14 protein-coding genes are annotated in these 18,781 nt (G+C 52.6%); all 14 read right to left on the bottom strand.

Annotated features, from left to right (window positions below; genetic code table 11):
- Nucleotides 1–42: 42 nt before the first annotated feature.
- Nucleotides 43–918, bottom strand: a complete 876-nt coding sequence (locus JW953_17865; protein ID MBN1994570.1) for a ParB/RepB/Spo0J family partition protein — start codon at nucleotides 916–918, stop codon at nucleotides 43–45.
- 144 nt (nucleotides 919–1,062) lie between these two features.
- On the bottom strand, nucleotides 1,063–1,860 hold the full coding sequence (locus tag JW953_17860; GenBank protein MBN1994569.1) for a ParA family protein: 798 nt from the start codon (nucleotides 1,858–1,860) through the stop codon (nucleotides 1,063–1,065).
- 182 nt (nucleotides 1,861–2,042) lie between these two features.
- Entirely contained in the window at nucleotides 2,043–2,831 is a 789-nt protein-coding gene (locus JW953_17855) for a protein jag (GenBank protein MBN1994568.1), read from the bottom strand.
- Nucleotides 2,791–4,227, bottom strand: coding sequence for a membrane protein insertase YidC (gene yidC / locus JW953_17850; protein ID MBN1994567.1), 1,437 nt, complete (start codon nucleotides 4,225–4,227; stop codon nucleotides 2,791–2,793). The genes JW953_17855 and yidC overlap by 41 nt, the downstream gene beginning before the upstream one ends.
- A 43-nt stretch (nucleotides 4,228–4,270) precedes the next feature.
- Nucleotides 4,271–4,480 (bottom strand): membrane protein insertion efficiency factor YidD, encoded by a 210-nt coding sequence (yidD, locus tag JW953_17845; GenBank protein MBN1994566.1) that lies wholly within the window; start codon nucleotides 4,478–4,480, stop codon nucleotides 4,271–4,273.
- Between the two features lie 59 nt (nucleotides 4,481–4,539).
- The gene (gene rnpA / locus JW953_17840) at nucleotides 4,540–4,878 is read right to left on the bottom strand and encodes a ribonuclease P protein component (protein MBN1994565.1); all 339 of its coding nucleotides are present in this window, start codon (nucleotides 4,876–4,878) and stop codon (nucleotides 4,540–4,542) included.
- 39 nt (nucleotides 4,879–4,917) lie between these two features.
- Entirely contained in the window at nucleotides 4,918–5,094 is a 177-nt protein-coding gene (rpmH, locus tag JW953_17835; GenBank protein MBN1994564.1) for a 50S ribosomal protein L34, read from the bottom strand.
- Nucleotides 5,095–5,410: 316 nt separating this feature from the next.
- Complete coding sequence (locus tag JW953_17830; protein ID MBN1994563.1) at nucleotides 5,411–9,892, bottom strand: lamin tail domain-containing protein; 4,482 nt, start codon at nucleotides 9,890–9,892, stop codon at nucleotides 5,411–5,413.
- A 371-nt stretch (nucleotides 9,893–10,263) separates the two neighbouring features.
- Nucleotides 10,264–11,298, bottom strand: coding sequence for an ABC transporter permease (locus JW953_17825; protein MBN1994562.1), 1,035 nt, complete (start codon nucleotides 11,296–11,298; stop codon nucleotides 10,264–10,266).
- Nucleotides 11,299–11,416: 118 nt separating this feature from the next.
- Entirely contained in the window at nucleotides 11,417–12,508 is a 1,092-nt protein-coding gene (locus JW953_17820; GenBank protein ID MBN1994561.1) for an ABC transporter permease, read from the bottom strand.
- 182 nt (nucleotides 12,509–12,690) lie between these two features.
- Nucleotides 12,691–14,556 (bottom strand): peptide ABC transporter substrate-binding protein, encoded by a 1,866-nt coding sequence (locus tag JW953_17815; protein MBN1994560.1) that lies wholly within the window; start codon nucleotides 14,554–14,556, stop codon nucleotides 12,691–12,693.
- A 258-nt stretch (nucleotides 14,557–14,814) separates the two neighbouring features.
- Complete coding sequence (locus tag JW953_17810; protein ID MBN1994559.1) at nucleotides 14,815–15,855, bottom strand: ATP-binding cassette domain-containing protein; 1,041 nt, start codon at nucleotides 15,853–15,855, stop codon at nucleotides 14,815–14,817.
- A gap of 24 nt (nucleotides 15,856–15,879) precedes the next feature.
- On the bottom strand, nucleotides 15,880–16,893 hold the full coding sequence (locus tag JW953_17805; GenBank protein ID MBN1994558.1) for an ABC transporter ATP-binding protein: 1,014 nt from the start codon (nucleotides 16,891–16,893) through the stop codon (nucleotides 15,880–15,882).
- Nucleotides 16,894–16,945: 52 nt separating this feature from the next.
- Nucleotides 16,946–18,727: a peptide ABC transporter substrate-binding protein gene (locus tag JW953_17800; protein ID MBN1994557.1), complete on the bottom strand. Its 1,782-nt coding sequence runs from the start codon at nucleotides 18,725–18,727 to the stop codon at nucleotides 16,946–16,948.
- Nucleotides 18,728–18,781 lie beyond the last annotated feature (54 nt).

Below are 18,781 nucleotides of genomic sequence, written 5' to 3'. Positions count from 1 at the left end.
CAAACCGGTAGATGGCCTTTTTGATTTGAAGTCAAGATAAATTTATAATTGTTCGCCCTCACCCAAAATGGCGTCAAAAATCGCTTGCAGTTCTTCTTGAGAATAAAAATGAATAACCAATTTCCCCGCCTCTTCATCGGTACGGGTTAGCTCAACTTTGGTGCCCAGTTGAGACTCAAACCTGGCGAGCATACTTTTATCGTGGGGCGTGAGCGGGGGGTGTTTGGGCTTGGGCGCTTCATCGCCGGAAAGAAGCTGCCGCACCAGGGTTTCGGTTTGGCGCACGTTCAATTCGCGTTTAATAATTGTTTCCAGCGCGTTCAGTTGGTCGCGCTGTTTCTTCAGGCTTAAAAGGGTACGGGCATGTCCCTCTGAAATTTTGCCTGCGGCCAGCGCCGCTTTGATTTCTTCCGGCAAATTCAAAAGCCGCACGGTGTTGGCGACGGCGGTCCGGCTTTTGCCCACGCGTTCGGCCACGGCTTCTTGAGTGAGGCCAAATTCTTCCATCAATTGGGTGTAGGCATCGGCTTCTTCCAGGGGGTTTAAATCGGCCCGCTGAATGTTTTCAACAATGGCCAGCTCCAGCATTTGTTGGGGGCTGGTTTCTTTGACAATGACCGGCACCACGCTCAAGCCGGCCAACCGGCTGGCTCTCCAGCGCCGTTCTCCCGCAATGAGCTGATACATTGTGCCATGCCGGGTGACAATCAGCGGTTGGATCAGGCCGTGTTCGATAATGGAGTTTGCCAGGTCTTGCAACTTTTCCTGGTCCATGTTCTGCCGGGGCTGGTGAGGGTTGGGCGCAATCTGGTCAACCGGCACGGTAATGGCCCCGGCCTGCACTTCAGGACTTACCGCCGGCGGGCCGTGGGGAATTAAAGCTCCTAGCCCTTTTCCCAAACCTCGCTTTTTGGTCATTTGAGTTTTCCTTTCCAGGTTTAAGACAGGATTGCACAAGTGTGTTCTGGGTTTTCTTGTTCCTACACTTTCTTGCTCCCAAACTCAGTTTGGGAGCAAACCCAGTTTGGGAAGAAAAGAAATGAGTTGTTTTTAAGCAACTTCTTATTTGTCGGTTATTTGCCGGCGCACCCGGCTGAGCACTTCTTCGGTGAGCACCCGGTAAGCCTTGCAGCCAACCGAGTCTGGGGCATACGCCAAAATATCTTCGCCGTAACTGGGTGCCTCGCCGAGACGAACATTGCGGGGAATAATGGTTTTGAAAATTTCAACCGGGAAATGTTCGCGTACCTCGTTGACTACGTCTGCGGCCAGGTTGGTGCGGCCATCATACATAGTCATCACCAACCCGGCAATATGCAGGTTGGGGTTCAGGCTGTCTCGCACCAGGTTAATGGTATAAACCAATTGGCTGAGTCCTTCCAAGGCCAGGTATTCACATTGGACGGGAATAATCACCCCATGATCAGAGGCGGTCAGGGCGTTGATGGTGAGCAAGCCTAGGCTGGGTGGGGTATCAATAAAAATAAAATCGTATTCGGTGCGGATTGGGGTTAGGGCCTTTTGCAAAACATTTTCGCGGGCCAGATGCTGCACTAACTCCACTTCAGCCGCAGCCAATTCCGGGGAAGCCGGGGCCACAAATAAACGTTCTCGGTTGGTGGCGATGATTGTTTCTTTGAGCGGGACTTTATTGATGAGGACGTCATACAAAGAAAGGTTATTATCCTCCAACTGAGCGCCCAAGCTGGAAGTGGCATTGGATTGGGGATCAGCGTCAACAATCAGCACCCGGGCTTGCCGAGCCGCAATAAACGCGGCCAGGTTAACCGCGGTGGTTGTTTTGCCCACCCCTCCTTTTTGATTGGCGATGCTATAAATGAAGGCAGATTGTTGGGTCATAAATTAAACGTAATTGTCACAAATTGAGTTTTTGTCAGGATTCGTCAAACAAGGCCCATTGTAACATGGCCCGAAGTGACAAACAAAATGGCAAGGTGGCTAAACGGCGTCGGCCCAAGATTGGATAAACAAAACCCACCCGTTTGGGGTGGGTTGGGTTGGACTGTGCGGTGCGGGCAGCGTTATCTTGGCATAATTGTCACCTTGCGGTTGTCATCGCTGCCGATACTTTTGGTGAATACTTTGGGGTGGTCTCGCAGCGCCAGGTGAATCAAACGCCGTTCGTGAGCAGGCATTGCTTCCAGAACCACCCGGCGATTGGTGGCTATGGCGCGTTCGGCCATTTTTTCGGCCATTTTTTGCAATGAACGGCGGCGGCGGACCCGATACGACTCGACATCAACCACCACCGGTTCCCAGCGACTAAAGTGTTTGCTGACCATCAAGCGCACCATATATTGCAGCACCTGCAAAGTTTCGCTGCGACGGCCAATCAGGATCCCCAGATCTCTTCCGGTGACATCTAAAACCAGCGGCGGTTCTTCGTCGGCCTCAACTAGCTCCGGGACCAGGCGAGTGGTAACCTGGGCCTCAATACCCATTCGTTCTAAAAGGCCAGCCAGATATTCTGCCGCTACCTCCGCCACACTTTCCGGCTGGCCCTGACCCTGGGTATGAGACAGCGGCTTTTCCATAGCGACAGCCGCGACAGCCGCGACTTCGTCAGAAACGCCTGATTCATCAGGTGGAGAGATATCGGGTTGTTCCTTGGGGGTCAACCGGACCTGCGCTTCTTCGGACCCAAGTCCAAAAACCCCTCGTTTACCTTCGTTGATAACTTCAATGTTAACTTGCTCCTGGGGTAAACCCAATTGGGCCAGACCCAACAGAATGGCTTCATCTACTGTTTTGGCCTTGATTTCAACAGTTTTAGCGTTTGCGTCGTTTTTTTCGTTTTGAACTTCTGACATTTTGACTTTTTGTATCTCCTCCTGGATTGGCAGAGGCCGAATCAGCCGAAACCGGGACAGGTTCCGGGTTTTTAGTTGAGGCGGGGGCTTTTGCCGGTTTTCCTGTGGGTGTGGCCGGTTGCAGTTGAGACTTGGTAAAGTATTGTTGCACAATGGCCAGCAGGTTGCTGACAAACCAGTACAAGGTCAACCCCGAAGGGACAACCAAGGCAAAATAGCCGAACATAAACGGCATAAATTTCATGATTGATTGCACCGAGGCTTGTTGGGGATCGGTGGTGGGGGTCGTCATCATTTGCTGCATATACAGTTGGGAAACTACTAGCAGAACCGGCAAAACCAAATAAGCGATGGCGTGGGGCCAACCAACTGAAGGGGGCAAAGGCCACAGCCATTCGATGCCGCCTCCCCAATCCGATACGGGGCCAGACAGGCTGGGAATCCAGAAAAAGCCCTCATTTAGTAAACCTTCCCTGGACAACAGTCGCAGGCTCTGATATAGGGCAAACCAGATAGGCATCTGCACCAGCATGGGAAGGCATCCTCCCAATGGATTAACGCCATGTTCCTTATACAGGGCCATCTGCTCTTGAGCCAACTTTTCCCGATCATTTTTATGTTTTTCTTGCAGCTCCTTCAATTTTGGCTGTAACTCTTGCATGGCCTTAGACGATTTGATTTGCTGCATGTTCAGGGGAAAGGTCAGCCCGCGCACTATCACGGTAAAAAGAATAATGGCAAAACCAAAGGAATAGGGAATGTTTACTTTGGCCAAAATATTGTTGAACCAGACCAAAATGAGGGCCAGCAGGTTGACAAATCTGTCCCAAATATTGCGACTGGGTTCATAAGTGGTAACAGCAACATCGGCCTCTAACGTGGCTCCGCCAAATTGTAAACTGGCTATATTGCTCAAGGTTTGACCGGGGGTTGAAGTGGAGGGAGGAATAGCGCCATAAACAATGCTCGCCTCCTCGCCCTGCGCCAAACTTCCCCGCCAGGAAAGCGTGTTATCATTAACATGCGCTTCAACAGCGCCGAGAGTGGCTGAGACCACCTTTTGGAGAACCAGACCCTCGGGCAAAGTATCGGTGAGGGTGGCATTGATGGTTTCCGCTCCCTCATTTTTTATAACAACGGTGTAAGTTACAACTTCGCCCAGGGCCACATCTTTGGTCCCCGCTATTTTTTCTAAGGTAACGCCTAATCCGGCAGCGGTAGAGGTTACGGCTGTTGGGGGGAGAACAGAAGGCGTTGGGGTTGCTACCGGTTCTGTTGTTGCTGCCGGTGTTGCTTCTTCAGGCGGTGAAAAGAACAGCCTGAAAGTGTTAAATAGAAAATAACTGGCAATAACAATGAGAACCAGGGGTAAAATCTTTGAAAGTTGCTCGCGCAAGATATGTATTATCCTCTCTAGCTAAAATACTCAAAACCCCGTTTCAGGGAACAGGATCGTATCCTCCCGGGTTAAACGGATGGCAGCGGGCAATCCGTTTAGCGGCCAACCACCCTCCTTTGATCAGGCCGTATTTGGCAATAGCTTGGTAGCCATAGTGAGAGCAGGTTGGATAGAACCGGCAACTCGGCGGTAAGGCCGGTGAAATAAACTTTTGGTAAAAGCGAATTAAGGCTAAAACTAACTGTTTCACTTGATTAAGTGACCGGACAATTCCCTAAAACTTACTGGTTATTATAGTTTTTATATCGCTTAAGACAACCATAAACCGGCTTTTTTAAGCAAATACTCCAGCGTTTGCTCAATTTCGGCATAGCCGGCCTGGCTAATGGGTTGTCGAGCGATAAAAACCAGATCAAACCCTGATTTTATCCGGGTAAGCCGCAAGCGAACGGCTTCACGCATCCGCCGCTTGATTTTGTTTCTTTGGACCGCTTTACCTAACCGTTTGCTGACCACAAAGCCAAACCGGCTATAATCCAGGTCATTTCGTAGAAAAGCCAGCACCATGAAGGGGCTGGCGTAAAACTTACCATTCTGCCGCACCTGCTGAAAATCACTGTTGCGGCGTAATCGTTGTTGTCGCCTCATCAAGTAAGCAGGAGTGCCGAGTCGTCGGCAAGAGCGATCTCAATCTGCGTTCCAATTGGTGCGCTTGGCATGCCGTCGTTGCACAGCCAATACTTTGCGTCCGCGCGTCCGCCGCGCTTTGAGAACATTGCGTCCCCCTCTGGTAGCCATGCGCGCCCGAAAACCGTGCACCCTGGCCCGGTGGCGACGTTTGGGTTGGTATGTCCTTTTAGGCATGTTTGTATAAAACCTCTGTTTCTAGTTTTAAGTGATGGACACGAAATTATACCTTATATGCCCTATGATTGGCAAAAAGCTTACTTTCATTGTGACTAATGGGTTGTTTGATATTGCTGGTCTAGCCGGGGCCAAAGAGGATTGATTTCAGGTAAGAGATTCAAAAACCCCCAAAAATTGGGGTTTTCAAAATTTTGATTTCTGTTATAATAAGAGCATAAGAGTGATTTAGTTTTTAGTGTTTTATTTTTCCTCCTCCTCCTTTCATTACCCCCGGGTGCTGCCCCCACCCGGGGGATTTTTTTGTTTTAAGGCTTTAATATCCCGTTTCCGGTAAGAGTATAGGCCAACTGTTGGGAGACTGAGCCGGTTCTGGCAAAACCAGGTCGGTTTGGTAGCGTAGCAACAGGCGGTAATCGTTGCGGGAAGGAGCGTCTTCATCTTCAGAATATTGGCTGACAATGCCGGTGGCGGTAACGGGTGTGCCAACCTTAATGAAGGGTTTTCTGATGCCGGTGCTTTGCCGGAGGTAAACTTTGGCCCAGCCGGTGTTGTCATCCAGCCAGAGGGTTGACCTTCCCTGGAATTGCACGGCCTGACCTTGCAGCATCACCAGCATTCCCTCGTAAGGTTCCAGCAGCGAGGTGGTGGCAAGAGGCAATGGTGGCGGTGGGAACCCGGCTTCCAGAAATTTGATGTCGCTACGCTCGTTTACTGCAATTTCAAATTCTTCGTGATATATTTTTAGAGTACCTTTTACTTCCACCTTATCGCCCAAGTTGAAATAGCGGTGATCTTCCGGCAGATAAATCAAAATGCCTGCCGTGTCATCTTGAATATACATGTTTCGCTTACCCAACACCCCCGGCGGAGCCGTTACCCTGCCTTTAACTTTGACCCATGCCCCAAGCGCCAACCGTTTGGCCTCAAAGATGTTGGCTTGCAGAGGCCCGGCCGAGGCGCGTGCCCAATTAGCCGCGTTGGGCGAGGGGCCGCAATCCTCGCTCCAATCAGCATGGCCGTCGGGCAGGCGACACCATGTTTCATCGTAGCCGGGGGTGTGGGGGTAACTGAAAGCGTCGATCAAATTGCCGTTGGGGTGAATTAAGGTGATCGTATCGCCGTCGTTGTTCAGGGAAAAGCCGGTCTGGTGGTGGTAGAACGTGGCAAACCCCCCGGCAGGGATGACCACGCCCAGCGGAATGTCGTAAACCCAGCCGGAGCTATCGGCCAGCCGCCAGCCGCCCAGGCCCACCGGCCGCTCCAGGGGATTAAAAAGTTCAATCCACTCGTCCTGATAGGTAGCCTCGCCGTTGCCGTCCCAATCCCAATCTCTGGGCGCGGGCAGGATTTCGTTGAGGTAAATGGTATCCGGCGGGGCCTGGCCTTCGATCCACACCGGCGCGCTGTAGGCGGCATCGCCGTCGGCCTGGACCGCCTTGACCCAAAAGAAGTGTCCCGGCAGAGCGTTGACCGTGGTTGACCATTGTCCGGTGGAGGCGGCCACAGGCATGGCGGCAAGAGGCAGATTGCCGTCGTAAAGGTATAGCGTCAACGGCTCCGGGTCGGGGTCAACAAAATCTACCACCGCGGGCAAAGTGCCGGTAGTGTTCAAAACGCTGCCCATCCAGGCCCCGTTCAGCCGTAAGGCCAGGGCCAGGTTGTTGTCTTCGGTGGCAAAAACGCGGCGCGCGCGCATGGCGTCAAACAAATCGGTTTGGGTGAGGGCCGGGGCAACCAGGCCGGTGCGGGTGGGGGAATCCGTGCCCCAGTGGGCGGTGTGAATGTCACTGTTATTGGTGGGCGCAACGCGCCAGCCAAGGGTGTTGCTCTGCACAAAAGCCGGCTCGTAAGTAACGTAACCCTGGGCATTGTTGCCAATTTCTTGCATAAAAACACGCGGCGCTGCATGGGGGTTGAAAACAAAGTTGTTAAAATCGCCGTCGTAATTGAGGCCGGGATGATTGAGTTGGGCAATGACCTCGGGATTGGCCGCCAGCCAATTGTAAAGTTTGGGCAAGGTATCAAACATGGGGTCAGTCCGGCTCAGGAGCGTATTGCTGTTGAACACATTGATGTGCCCATCGGTTTTGTGCGTCCACTCCAGACCCCGCAAGGCGATAAACTGGCCGGGGGCCGTGGCGTTAGCGGTTTGGTTGAGAGTATCGGCCCACTGGGCGGCAGAAATTTGCCAGCCGTGGTCGGTGATGGCAAAAAAGTGCAGGCCGGCGGCGCGGGCCATAGCCAGAGCATAATAGGGCGGGCCGGCTCCGTCGGAGTAGGTGGTGTGGGCGTGTAGATCGCCCCAATAGGCCTTCATGCCCTCCGGCAGCGGCGCAGGCGGCGGCGGGACAGCCAGTGGCGACGGAGGCATGGTGGGTTGGCCCGGATTGGGCAGCGTCCGCACAAAGTCGTGCGGCATTGAGTTGGTATCTACGGGCCAGATACGTTGCAGGCTGTGAGGTTCGGGCGCGGAGGCGTCCGGTTCCAGGCCCAGGGTGGCGTAGTCGCCGTTGCGATAAGCCACACTGTCCAGAATTTCATCGTTGGGGCCAAGCACCAGCAATTCGTCGCCGTTGTTGGCCAGCGCCCAATTGCCGCTGCCCCAGGCCGTGTATTTGGTTAAACTGCCTGTCTCAAAATCCGGCCAACTTTCAAAGCGAGCCTGAAATTGCGCCGCATCCTTGGCAATAACCAGGCAGGCATTGGCCGCCAGCGTGGCGCCAGGGGGAAGTTGGTACATACTTTCGCCGCCGCCGTTCACTTCTTCGTCGCCTGTTTTGTAGCCGGTCAGGTCCACCGGCCCGGCATTTGGATTGCACAACTCAATGAACTCGTCGCCTTCGGTGGAAGAGGTGGCGCCGTCGTACAAAAATTCGCTGATGAGGATGGGGGCGGGTGGAGAAGTGGTGGTAAAGGTAAAAACTTCATGGTGGGTCATATTATCCGGCGGGCCGTCCTGGTCGGTAACCTGGTCCGCAAATACGGTCACGGTACAGGTTTCGTTGTTGGCAAAATCGGTATCCGGGTTGAGGGTGTAATTTTGTGGACCGCCGCTAACCACGGCGGTATGTCCCCCGCTGGACGTGCAGTTGAGGTTGAACCAGGGATCGGTTACAACAACATCTTCGCTGAAATTGAGGTCAATGTTGGTATTAATGGCAATGCCAGTCGCGCCGTTGGGGGGGATAGTGCTGACGATGATGGGCGGAATGTCAGGAGGGCCGCACATTGCAAACAACGAACCATCTACCCTGACGCCGGGCGAAAAAAGCGCGCCGCCCGAACCCGTGGCTGTGGAATGTCTAACCAATGGGTCAGGGCCGGTCAGGTCGGGGTCACGGGTGAGGGATTGGTCGTCATTGGCTTCGTTGCCGTAAGGATAAACGGCCTGGACGATGGCGCCATTGTTGAGGGTGATTGTGTCCACGTCGTTATTCAGGCCCAGTTGGCCCGTGCTGGCGGTCTGGACAACCGCCCCGCCAAAGACGCCGGTGGGCGCGCCTCCGGCAAAAACCACAACGGGACATTGGTCCATTACTACAGTGCCGGCCGGAAACGTGTGCTTGAGGCCAACGCCGTCTGAGAGGGTCCAGCCTGAAATGTCAACGATACCACCGCTATTGTTGATAATTTCAATAAATTCATCGTCGCTGGCATCCCGGATACCATCGCCGTTGGCGTCTCCATTTGGATCGGCCGGGTCGGCATGGATTTCGTTGATGACCCAGTTGCCGGCAGCGGCAATGGTGGTGAAACTGAAGGCATAGTCCGCAACCATGGTATCCGGCGCACCGTCCTGGTCGGTGACCTGGGCCGCAAATACGGTTATGGTGCAGGTTTCGTTGTTGGCAAAATTGGTGTCCGGGTTGAGGGTGTAATTTTGCGGGCCGCCGCTGACCGTAGCGGAATGTCCCCCGCTGGACGTGCAGTTGAGATCGAACCAGGGGGCGGTTACGGCGACATCTTCACTGAAGCTGAGGTCAATATTGGCGTCAAGGGCAATGGCTGTTGCGCCGTTGGGTGGGGTAGTGCTGGCGACGGTGGGCGGCATATCGCCGGTTGGTAGCGTGATCTGTACGTTATCTAGCCCATACTCGTCTCGGTTGCCTGCGCCACTCACGTCGTCACCTGTCCATTTAAGATAGAAAAAATTGCCATTGGCAATGTTCAGGCCGGTGAGTGAAGTGGAGCGTGGCGTAGATTGCCAGGCGGGAAGCGCATCGGCTGCTTGCGGGGTGGTGAAGTCGAGGGCGACAATAGAAGTGTAAGTGATGTCATCTGACGAGTGAGAAAGGTTCAATGAGTTGGCCCGGTCTTGATCATTAAGATACCAGATGTCGTAGGCAATATTCAATTGAGTGAGGGTAGCGCCGGCGTTATTTTGGAGACGCAGGGTAATTTCTCCAGGGGTGAAATCGGTGCCTATAGGCTGGACGCCGAGAATGTTGTTTCCGCCGCCAACATCAAAGGCGTAAATGCCGCCGGTAGTGACGCCGCCCGCCGATAGACCTCTGGCAAAGTCGCCCGTTGTCTGGATGTCGCCAAAGAGAATATCGCCATCTGAGAGGCCGTTCACAATCCAGATATCCGAGTCTAATTGCCCAATATTTGGCGTGGGCGCAAAGCCACTGCCGCTAAAGCTATTGAAGTCTTCAGAAAAGGGAATAGGGCCGTTCCCATAGATTTTAAGGGGAGCGCAGAGCAAAAGAATCAGGATTGCCCCCAGGATAGATTTGACGAAAATGCGGACAGCCTTGATGAAATGACGATTCGCAAAGGATGCTGATCTGGTCATATTTCCTCCTCTTCCTAATTCAATTGTGACGATGGTGGGGTACGGCCTGGCTAACTTGAGCCAAATAAAAAAACCGTCACGCCCAATGCGTTAGCATCAAGCCGACGGTTATCTTAAAAACCTCAAGAGATGTTATTATTGACACAGTAAGTCCCTCCCTGAAAAATGGAAAGTCAATGCTGAATTGTGACCACTCCCTTTGCTCAACGGCTGGGGCGAGTGGTATGCCCAAAGTGACAAATCTTTGTGGCCAGATTTGTTTTCATCAAACTGCGTCAAACGCGGATTATAACATTATTAAGAATAGGTGGCAAAAAAGGGATTAAAAAAAAGCCGGCCCTTAAAGACCGGCTGAAAAAGCAAAATATTTGTCATTCCCGCAGGCGCGGGTCAAAGGCGTCGCGCAGGCCGTCGCCCAAAAAGTTGAAGGCCAGCACGGTTATGGTGAGGGCTACCGCCGGCGGGAAGAGGCCGTGTGGATAGGAACGTAATCCCTGGTAGGCCTCGTTGATCATAATGCCCCAACTGGGGGTGGGGGCGTTAACGCCCAGGCCGATAAAACTGAGAAAAGCCTCAAACAGGATGTAGCCGGGAATTTGCAGCGTTTCCTGCACAATGCACGGCCCTAAAATATTGGGCAAAATTTGCTTAAAGATAATCCCAAAATTTGAAACGCCAATGGCCCTGGCCGCCTCAACGTATTCCTTCTTTTTGACCGACAGGGTTTGGCCTCGGGCAATACGGGCCATGCCCAGCCAGTTCACCGCCCCCAGGGCCACAAAAACAAAAAATAGACCGCCCATGGCCTGGTCAAGATTCAGCAGAAGCCCCACCAAACCTTCATCTCCACCGCGCCGGCCTAACGATTTAAAGTAGACCTGCATCAAGATCACCACTATGAGCACCGGCAAACCATAGAGAAAGTCAACCAGGCGCATCATTAAATCGTCAGCGCGCCCGCCAACGTAACCGGCCACCATGCCGTAGACCAGGCCAATGATCAAACTCACCGTGGCCGCGACTATAGCCACCGACATAGAGACACGTGTTCCGTACAGGGTCCGGCTGTATATATCTCGGCCCAGGTTGTCGGCCCCAAACCAGTAGACAAAGCCTTGCAAATTGGGATTTTTTGATTCTTGGCCGGGTAGGGCATTATTATCTTGCAACGTTTGTTTGGCGTAAGCAGTCTGATTGGTGCGGTCTAATTCTTCCTGATGATCCTGCACGGAAAAAGCATTTACATAATCGGCAAAAATAGCTGCCAGGATTAGCAAAATAATAAAGATGAGACTACCAACCGCCACTCTGTTTTTAAGCAGTTGGTTGATGGCATCGCTCAACGGGCTGCGTTCGCGGCGTTGGGGCACACTTAAGGGTTTTGGCGCTTGTTCAACAACGGCCATAAGTCACTTTATACTCCCTCTCTAAATGTGGATAGGATTAGGACTAAAATTAACTTTTCTCGTTCCCAATTTGAGTTTGAGAGCGACAAAAACGTGGAAGTTATTTAATTTACGGTCTTTAGTCATAACGAATACGTGGATCGAGCCAGCCATAGATGATGTCTACGGCCAGATTAGCCAAAACCAGTAAAACGGCGTAGATGAGCGTGACGCCGGTAATAATGGGATAGTCGCGGTTACCGATACTGGTGACAAAGTGTTTGCCCATCCCCGGGATGCCAAAGATTTGCTCCACCACAAACGTGCCGGTGACCACGGCCACCAGCAGGGGGCCCAGTACGGTAATCACCGGGATCAGGCTGTTTTTGAGGGCGTGGATGACGATGACGGTCCGTTCATGCAATCCCTTGGCTCGGGCAGTACGAATGTAATCCTCCCGAATGATTTGCAGCAGGCTGGCGCGGGTCAGCCGGGCAATGGCCGCCGAGAACGCCGTACCCAGGGCAATGGCCGGTAAGAGAGCGTGGGCCCAAAAAGTTGGCCCCAATGAGGTAGGGAAAAGGCCCAATAAAAAGGGCGGTTTGGCCCCCCAGGTAGCAATGGGAATCCAGCCAAAAAGGTCGGGATAGAGCCGGCCCAGGGTTAGAGGAAAGATCCAGATCAGCAGCGGGCCTAAGACCAGGTTGGGAATGGAAAGTCCAACCACAGCCACAAAGCTGCTGGAATAGTCAATCCAGGTATTTTGTTTGAGCGCGGCAATGATTCCGGCCGGGATACCGATCAACACGGCCAGGGTCATGGCAATCATACCCAGTTGAAAGGAAATGGGGAAGGACTCCTTGACCAAATCATTGACCGTTCGACCGCGCAGTTTTAAGGCCATGCCCAGGTCGCCCCGGATAAGGCCCTGAGAAACGCCCAAACCGGCCGATTCCTGGACAATGTCACAACCGGGCACAAAATAGAGACCCCGGCAAATAACCCCGGTTACATCATCGCCCAAAATGTAAGAGGAAAATTGCCAACCCAGGGGCCAGTCCAGGTGATGCCGGCGTTCCAGGTTTTGCCGCACGGCTTTGGGCAGACTTTTATCACCTACAAAATCAAAGGGGCCGCCGGGAATGGCCCTCATCAGGGCAAAAATAGCAAAAGCCAATAATAATATTACCGGAATAGACCAGAGCAGGCGACGGACAATGTAAGCAAACATAGCGTACTCCTTTCCAGTTTTTGCCAAAAACGTGAAACGTAGAACGTGACAAATCTTATTGACTCCTCACGTTTCACCTTTTACGTTTTAATTGTTTTGAGCGACGCAGTTTTACCGTTACCGGCAAAACTGCGTCGCTATGATGTTCCTTACCTTTTGTTTTGGAAAGGATAAATTAAAAGTTACTCACCGAGAGCGGCTTTTTTGGCTTCCCAATCAATCTTCCACTCGGCAATGGGGTCGCCGGTAACCGGGCTGATGACCGGGGTGACCCAAGGCTTGTACAGCCGGACGTAAGTGTAGTAGTAGAGGGGCGCGATGGCCGCTTCCTCGTCAATGAAGATGGTCTCAGCCTGCTTGTACAACTCCAGGCGTTTGGCCGGGTCTGGCTCAAAAGCGGCTTCTTCAACCAGGGCGTCAAAGTCGGGATTGTTGAACTTGGCATAGTTCTGGCCGCTCTTGGAGTTGAAGACCTCGTTCAGCCAGTTGTTGCTGTCAGGATAGTCCGCGCACCAACCCAGGCGATAAACATTGGGCTTCTCCTCATCAGGCGATTCAGGCAGCAAAGTCTTCAGGTAAACGGCCCATTCCTGATTTTCAATGGTCATCGTGGCCTTGGGGAAGGCTTCTTGCCACATCGCCTGGACGGCCTGGGCAATCTGGGCATGCGCTTCAGAGGTGTTGTACATCAGCACAATGTCAAGACCCTCGCCGTCGGGATAACCCGCTTCGGCCAGCCAGGCCTGGGCCTGGGCCACCTGGTCGGCATAATTCGCTTCAACCATCCACCCGCCGATGTCAAAATCGGTAGCTACGTTGCCAAAGATGCCCGGCGGGGCAAAGGAGTGGGCCGGCAACTGGTCGCCCTTGGTTACGTTGTCAATCAAGCTCTGGCGGTCAATGGCGGCGGCAAAGGCTTTGCGCACCAGCACATTGTCAAACGGCGGCTTGGAATTGACAAAGCCGTAGTAGTAGGTGCACAGGCGCGGCGCAATCAAGAGTTCCTGGCTGAGTTGCGGATCGGCCTTGATGCGATCCATGTCGGGCAGGGGAGGACCCCAACCGGGATCGGCCATCATATCCACTTCATTATTTTCGTACATTGATTGGACGGTAGAAGCTTCTTGAATAATGGGGCCGCCAAACAACTCGATCTGGACGCTATCGGCATCTACCCACAACGGGTTCTTTTCGATCCAGATTTCTGAGCCGTGGGTCCACTCCTTCAGGGTGTAGGGGCCGTTGGTCACAATCAGGCCGGCCTCGGTCCAGTTATCGCCCCATGACTCGATGGCTGCTTGCGGTTCCGGGAAGGTGACCCACATAGCCGCGATGGAGGGGAAGTAGGCCGCCGGTTCTTTCAGCGTGAATTCAACAGTGGTATCGTCCGGCGCGCTCACGCCAACGGCCGCCTTGATGTCTTCAAAGTCTTCGGCACCGGGATCGGCGGTATTGAATTCTTCAGCGCCGGCAATCACATACAGCACATAGGCATAGTCTGAAGCTGAGTTGGGGTCTAGCGTGCGCAATACGCCGTAAACCACATCCTGAGCCGTCACTACTCCCAAATCCTCAAACTCGCCGGTGTTGGGATCACGATGAACCCAGTGGATGTCATCCCGCAAATTGAAGGTCCAGATCAAACCATCATCCGATACACTCCAGTCGGTAGCCAGGGCCGGCACCACATTGGCGTCCTCATCAAAGCTGGCTAAACCCGTAAACATCTGGCGAATGTAGAAGATGGAGGTAGTGTCTGTTGCCAACGAAGGATCAAGGCTGGGAGGTTCAGTTCCGGTTACTGCATCCAGTCTGACACGTCCAGCATCGGGGTCTTCGGGAGCTACTTCAACGACCTTTTCAACTTCTACTTCCTTGACTACTTCAACCGTTTCTACCACGGTCACAGTTTCGCCTTGCACTTCTTTTTCAACGATGACCGTTTCCACAATAGTTTGCGGTTCTGGTTGAGCGCCGCATTGAGCCGCGATCACGCCCAACAGAGCTACGACTACCAAAAATAAAAGGGTCTTTTTGGAAAACATCATTCTTATCTCCTCTTACCTAAAAAATTAACTAACTGTTTTGGCCAAAACAGTTGGCCATCTTTCCATCATCAAAAATGTACATTTTTGCGGTAAGCAACCGGCCCAACCTACCCTGACCGCCTTACTCAGCCGCATTGCCAATCAGACAATCAAATTTTTTCATCACCTCCTTTCTTGATACAGGCCAAAATTTCCGTATCACAAAACTTACATTTTTTGTAGAACAGATTATTGTCCGTTCTATAGGGCAACCCGTTATTATGACGGTTGGCAACTATCAAACAGATGGCAGGCCACCCAATGACCCGCTTCCACCTCACTGAATTTGGGTTCAACCATAGCGCAGTCAATGCCGTATGTTTGCATCACGCGCGATTTAGCCGGGCAGCGGGTGCAGAAGTTGCAGCCTTTGGGCGGATTGGCCGGGCTGGGCACATCGCCCTGTAAAATAACCCGGCGTTTCTCTCGTTCTGCCTCGGCGATGGGGTCGGGAATAGGCACAGCCAGGAGCAAGGCCTGGGTATACGGATGCAGCGGGTTTTCGTAAAGGGTGGTGCGGTCGGTTTTTTCCATAATTTTGCCCAGGTACATCACGGCCACTCTGTCGCTGATGTGGCGCACCACCGACAGGTCATGGGCAATGAAAAGGTAGGTCAGGTTGAACTCTTCTTGCAGCCGTTTCAATAGATTAATCACTTGAGCCTGAATGGACACATCGAGCGCGGAAATCGGCTCATCGCACACAATAAAATCTGGCTGCACGGCCAGGGCGCGGGCTACGCCAATGCGCTGCCGCTGGCCGCCGGAAAATTCGTGAGGGTAGCGGTTGATAAAGTAGGGGTTCAACCCTACAATTTCCAGCAATTCTTTGACTCGCTCCCGGCGAGCCTTGCCGCTTAAAAGATTATGCACTTCCAGCGGCTCGCCAATAATGCTGCCCACCGTCATGCGGGGATTCAAGGAGGCATAGGGGTCTTGAAAGATCATTTGGATGTGACGGCGCATGCGGCGCATTCCTTCGCCCTTGAGGGTGGTTAGTTCCTTATCCTCAAAAATAACCGAACCGGCTGTGGGCCGGTAGAGTTGCAGAATGGCCCGGCCCGTTGTGCTTTTGCCGCAGCCGCTTTCGCCCACCAGGCCCAGGGTTTCACCTTTTTTAACCTCAAAGGTGATATCGTCTACGGCTTTGATGTCTCCCACATGCTTTTGGAAAATAATTCCCTTGGTGATAGGGAAGTACATTTTTAGATTTTTTACGCTGAGGAGGGTTTGGTGTTTACCGTTACCGTTTGTGGTCATGTTTTTCTTGCCTCAATTACAGAACTAAACTACTTCTTGATAGGGCTGCTCAACTGTTGGTTGAGCCGTGACTACATCTACGTGGCAGGCCACTTTGTGATTGATACCAGTGGTCTTTAAGGGGGGCATCTCGCGGGTGCATATCTCAATGCGGTAGTTGCAGCGTTCATAGAAGGGACATCCTGGGGGCAGATTGATTAAATCTGGCGGAAGGCCCTCAATGGATTTGAGTTGTTTGGGCCGTTCTTCATCCAGGCGGGGGAGAGACCCCAGCAGACCGATGGTGTAGGGATGGCGAGGATTCAGGTATAACTCTTTAACCGGCGCTTCTTCAACAATATAACCGGCGTACATCACAATCACTCTGTCGGCCAACCCGGCTACCACGCCCAGATCGTGGGTAATCCAGATAATGGCCATGCCCAATTCATCCCGCAGCCGTTTCACCAGGTCCACAATCTGGGCTTGAATGGTAACATCCAGAGCCGTGGTCGGCTCATCGGCGATAAGGAGTTGTGGGTTACAAGAAAGGCCCATGGCAATCATCGCCCGCTGGCGCATCCCGCCGGAGAATTGATGGGGATAATCATCAATCCTGTCTGCGGCGGAGGGGATGCCAACCAGTTGCAATAACTCAATGGCTCTGGTGCGGGCCTGTTTTTTATCCATCCCCAGGTGAAGTTCCAGGGCTTCACTGATCTGACGCCCTACCGTTAAAACAGGATTGAGAGACGTCATCGGGTCTTGAAAGATCATCGAGATTTTGTTGCCCCGAATAGAGCGGATTTCATCGTTGCTGATTTTGAGCAGGTTGCGGTTTTCAAAAAGCACTTCGCCCGCTACAACTTTACCGGGCGGCGAGGGAATCAGACGAATGAGTGACATTACACTAACGCTCTTACCGCAACCGCTTTCACCCACAATGCCCAGCGTCTCGCCTTCGTCCAGGGTGTAGTCAATCCCATTAACGGCATGCACCACGCCGTCTTGGGTAAAAAATTGAGTGGTTAAGTTTTTTACTTCAAGTAAAGTGGCCATACAGGTCTCCCTTAAAAAATAGTGTCACGTATTAGGTGTCAGGTGTAACGCCTTAGAGGGCTTCAATATAGACATACTGAAACTTTGGTACTTTAATCGGTGGAATCCGGAAATTTTTTACATAAGGCTTGATCAACCAGTTTTCAACTTCAAAATAAAGTGGAATCCAGGCCGCATCGTCCAGGATGAGTTGTTCGACTTGTCGGTACAGGGCCAAACGTTCCGGTATATTTTGCGTGCCTCGAGCCTCATTCAAGAGATCGTCTACCACCGGATTGTGATACCGGCCGTAGTTTTGGGCGCTTTTAGAATGAAACAGTACTTCCAAAAAATTCTGGGGGTCGGGGTAGTCGGCCACCCAACCCAGGTAGTACATTTGATAAGGGGTATCAGGCCGATTCAAATTGGCCAAAAATTCAGGAAAGGGTACCTGCTCTACCCTGATTTCTAACCCCAAATTTGTCCGGTAAGAAGCGGCAATGGTTTGGTAGAGATTTCCGGCGCCAGTGCCCACGTGCAGGGTGAGAGGGGGCAATTGACTAACATCCCCGTAAGAGGATTCTGCAATCAAATCCAGAGCATGCTCCAGATCGAATTCATAATCGCTCAAGTCAGGATTTTGATAACCGGGCATGTTCAGGGGCACAATGCCGTTGGCCACGTATACATTGCCCTGCACCGCTTTCACAATCGTTCGTTTATCCAGGGCCAGGTTAAGGGCCTGGCGAATTTTAACGTTGTCAAAGGGCGGCTGCTGAACGTTAAAACCGATATAATTGACGCTCAACAAATTGACCGATACCAGTTCCTGACTGAGAGGGTTGTTTGGATCGGCCACTGTAGCTAAATTATTATTGCTGACCTGGATAATATCATAAGTCACCCCCTCCGGCCGTCCCAGCAAGCCCAATCCTTTTTCGTAACCGCTCAGCAGGTCAAGGGGGATATTAAAAAAGCACGTAATTTGCTTCAGAATGGGTTTTGGCTCCCGGTAATAGTTCTGGTTTTTTTCCAGCACAATCATGTTTTGGCCTAAAAGAGAGAGTTTGAACGGCCCGCTGCCGTTTGGCTGCGTGAACCAGGTTGCGCCGCCGGATTCCACATTTTGCCGGTCGAGCACGTAAGCGGTGGGGTAGGCCATTTTGGCCAGAAAAAAGCCCTTGGGTTCGTCAATGGTCAGTTGAAGGGTCCGGTCGTCTACCACCGCTACGCCTCTTACTTCGTTAACCTGGCCTTGCAATTTTTCCCGGCAGCCCACAATATCGCCCAGGTAGGTGCCGGCGGTGTGGGAGCCGGTCGCCGGGTCGCAGGCTCGCTCAAACGACCATTTAAAATCTTGGGCGCGGATGGGTTGGCCGTTATGAAATTGAGCTTCCGGTCTGAGCCTGAAGGTGTAAACCAAACCATCGGGGGAAATGTTGTAACTCTCGGCCAGGTCCGGCATCAAGTTTAGTTCAGGGTCATAGGCCATCAGGCCGCTGAATATCTCCACAATGTATTCAAACGAAAATGCATCGCCAGTCAGGTGCGGATCCAGGGTGGTAGGTTTGGCGCTGGGCAAATGCAAAACTTGCCGGTCGGCCAGATTGAGCGTAGGCGTTGGCGTAACGGTGGGCGTAAAGGTGGGTTCCTCCGTAACTTCCGGGGTTTCTGTCGCTGGCTCAGGGGTCGAGGTGGGGGAAGCAGGTTCAGGCGTGCTGGTGCTGGTGGAAGTAGGCGAGACGCTGTTTTCTGAAACTCTGGTGCTGGCCGGACGGTTGTTGGGGCCACCCAAAAGCCCCGAACTACAGGCCAGCCCAAAACTCAAAAGTAAAACCGCTCCCGCAAACGGCATGAAACGCGGCCAATGCGGTAAAGCTGCTGCGCCAGGCCCTGAATTAATCCGAAA

Source organism: Anaerolineae bacterium, assembly GCA_016931895.1.
Lineage (GTDB): Bacteria > Chloroflexota > Anaerolineae > 4572-78 > J111 > JAFGNV01.
This window is presented reverse-complemented; position numbering and strand designations above follow the sequence as displayed.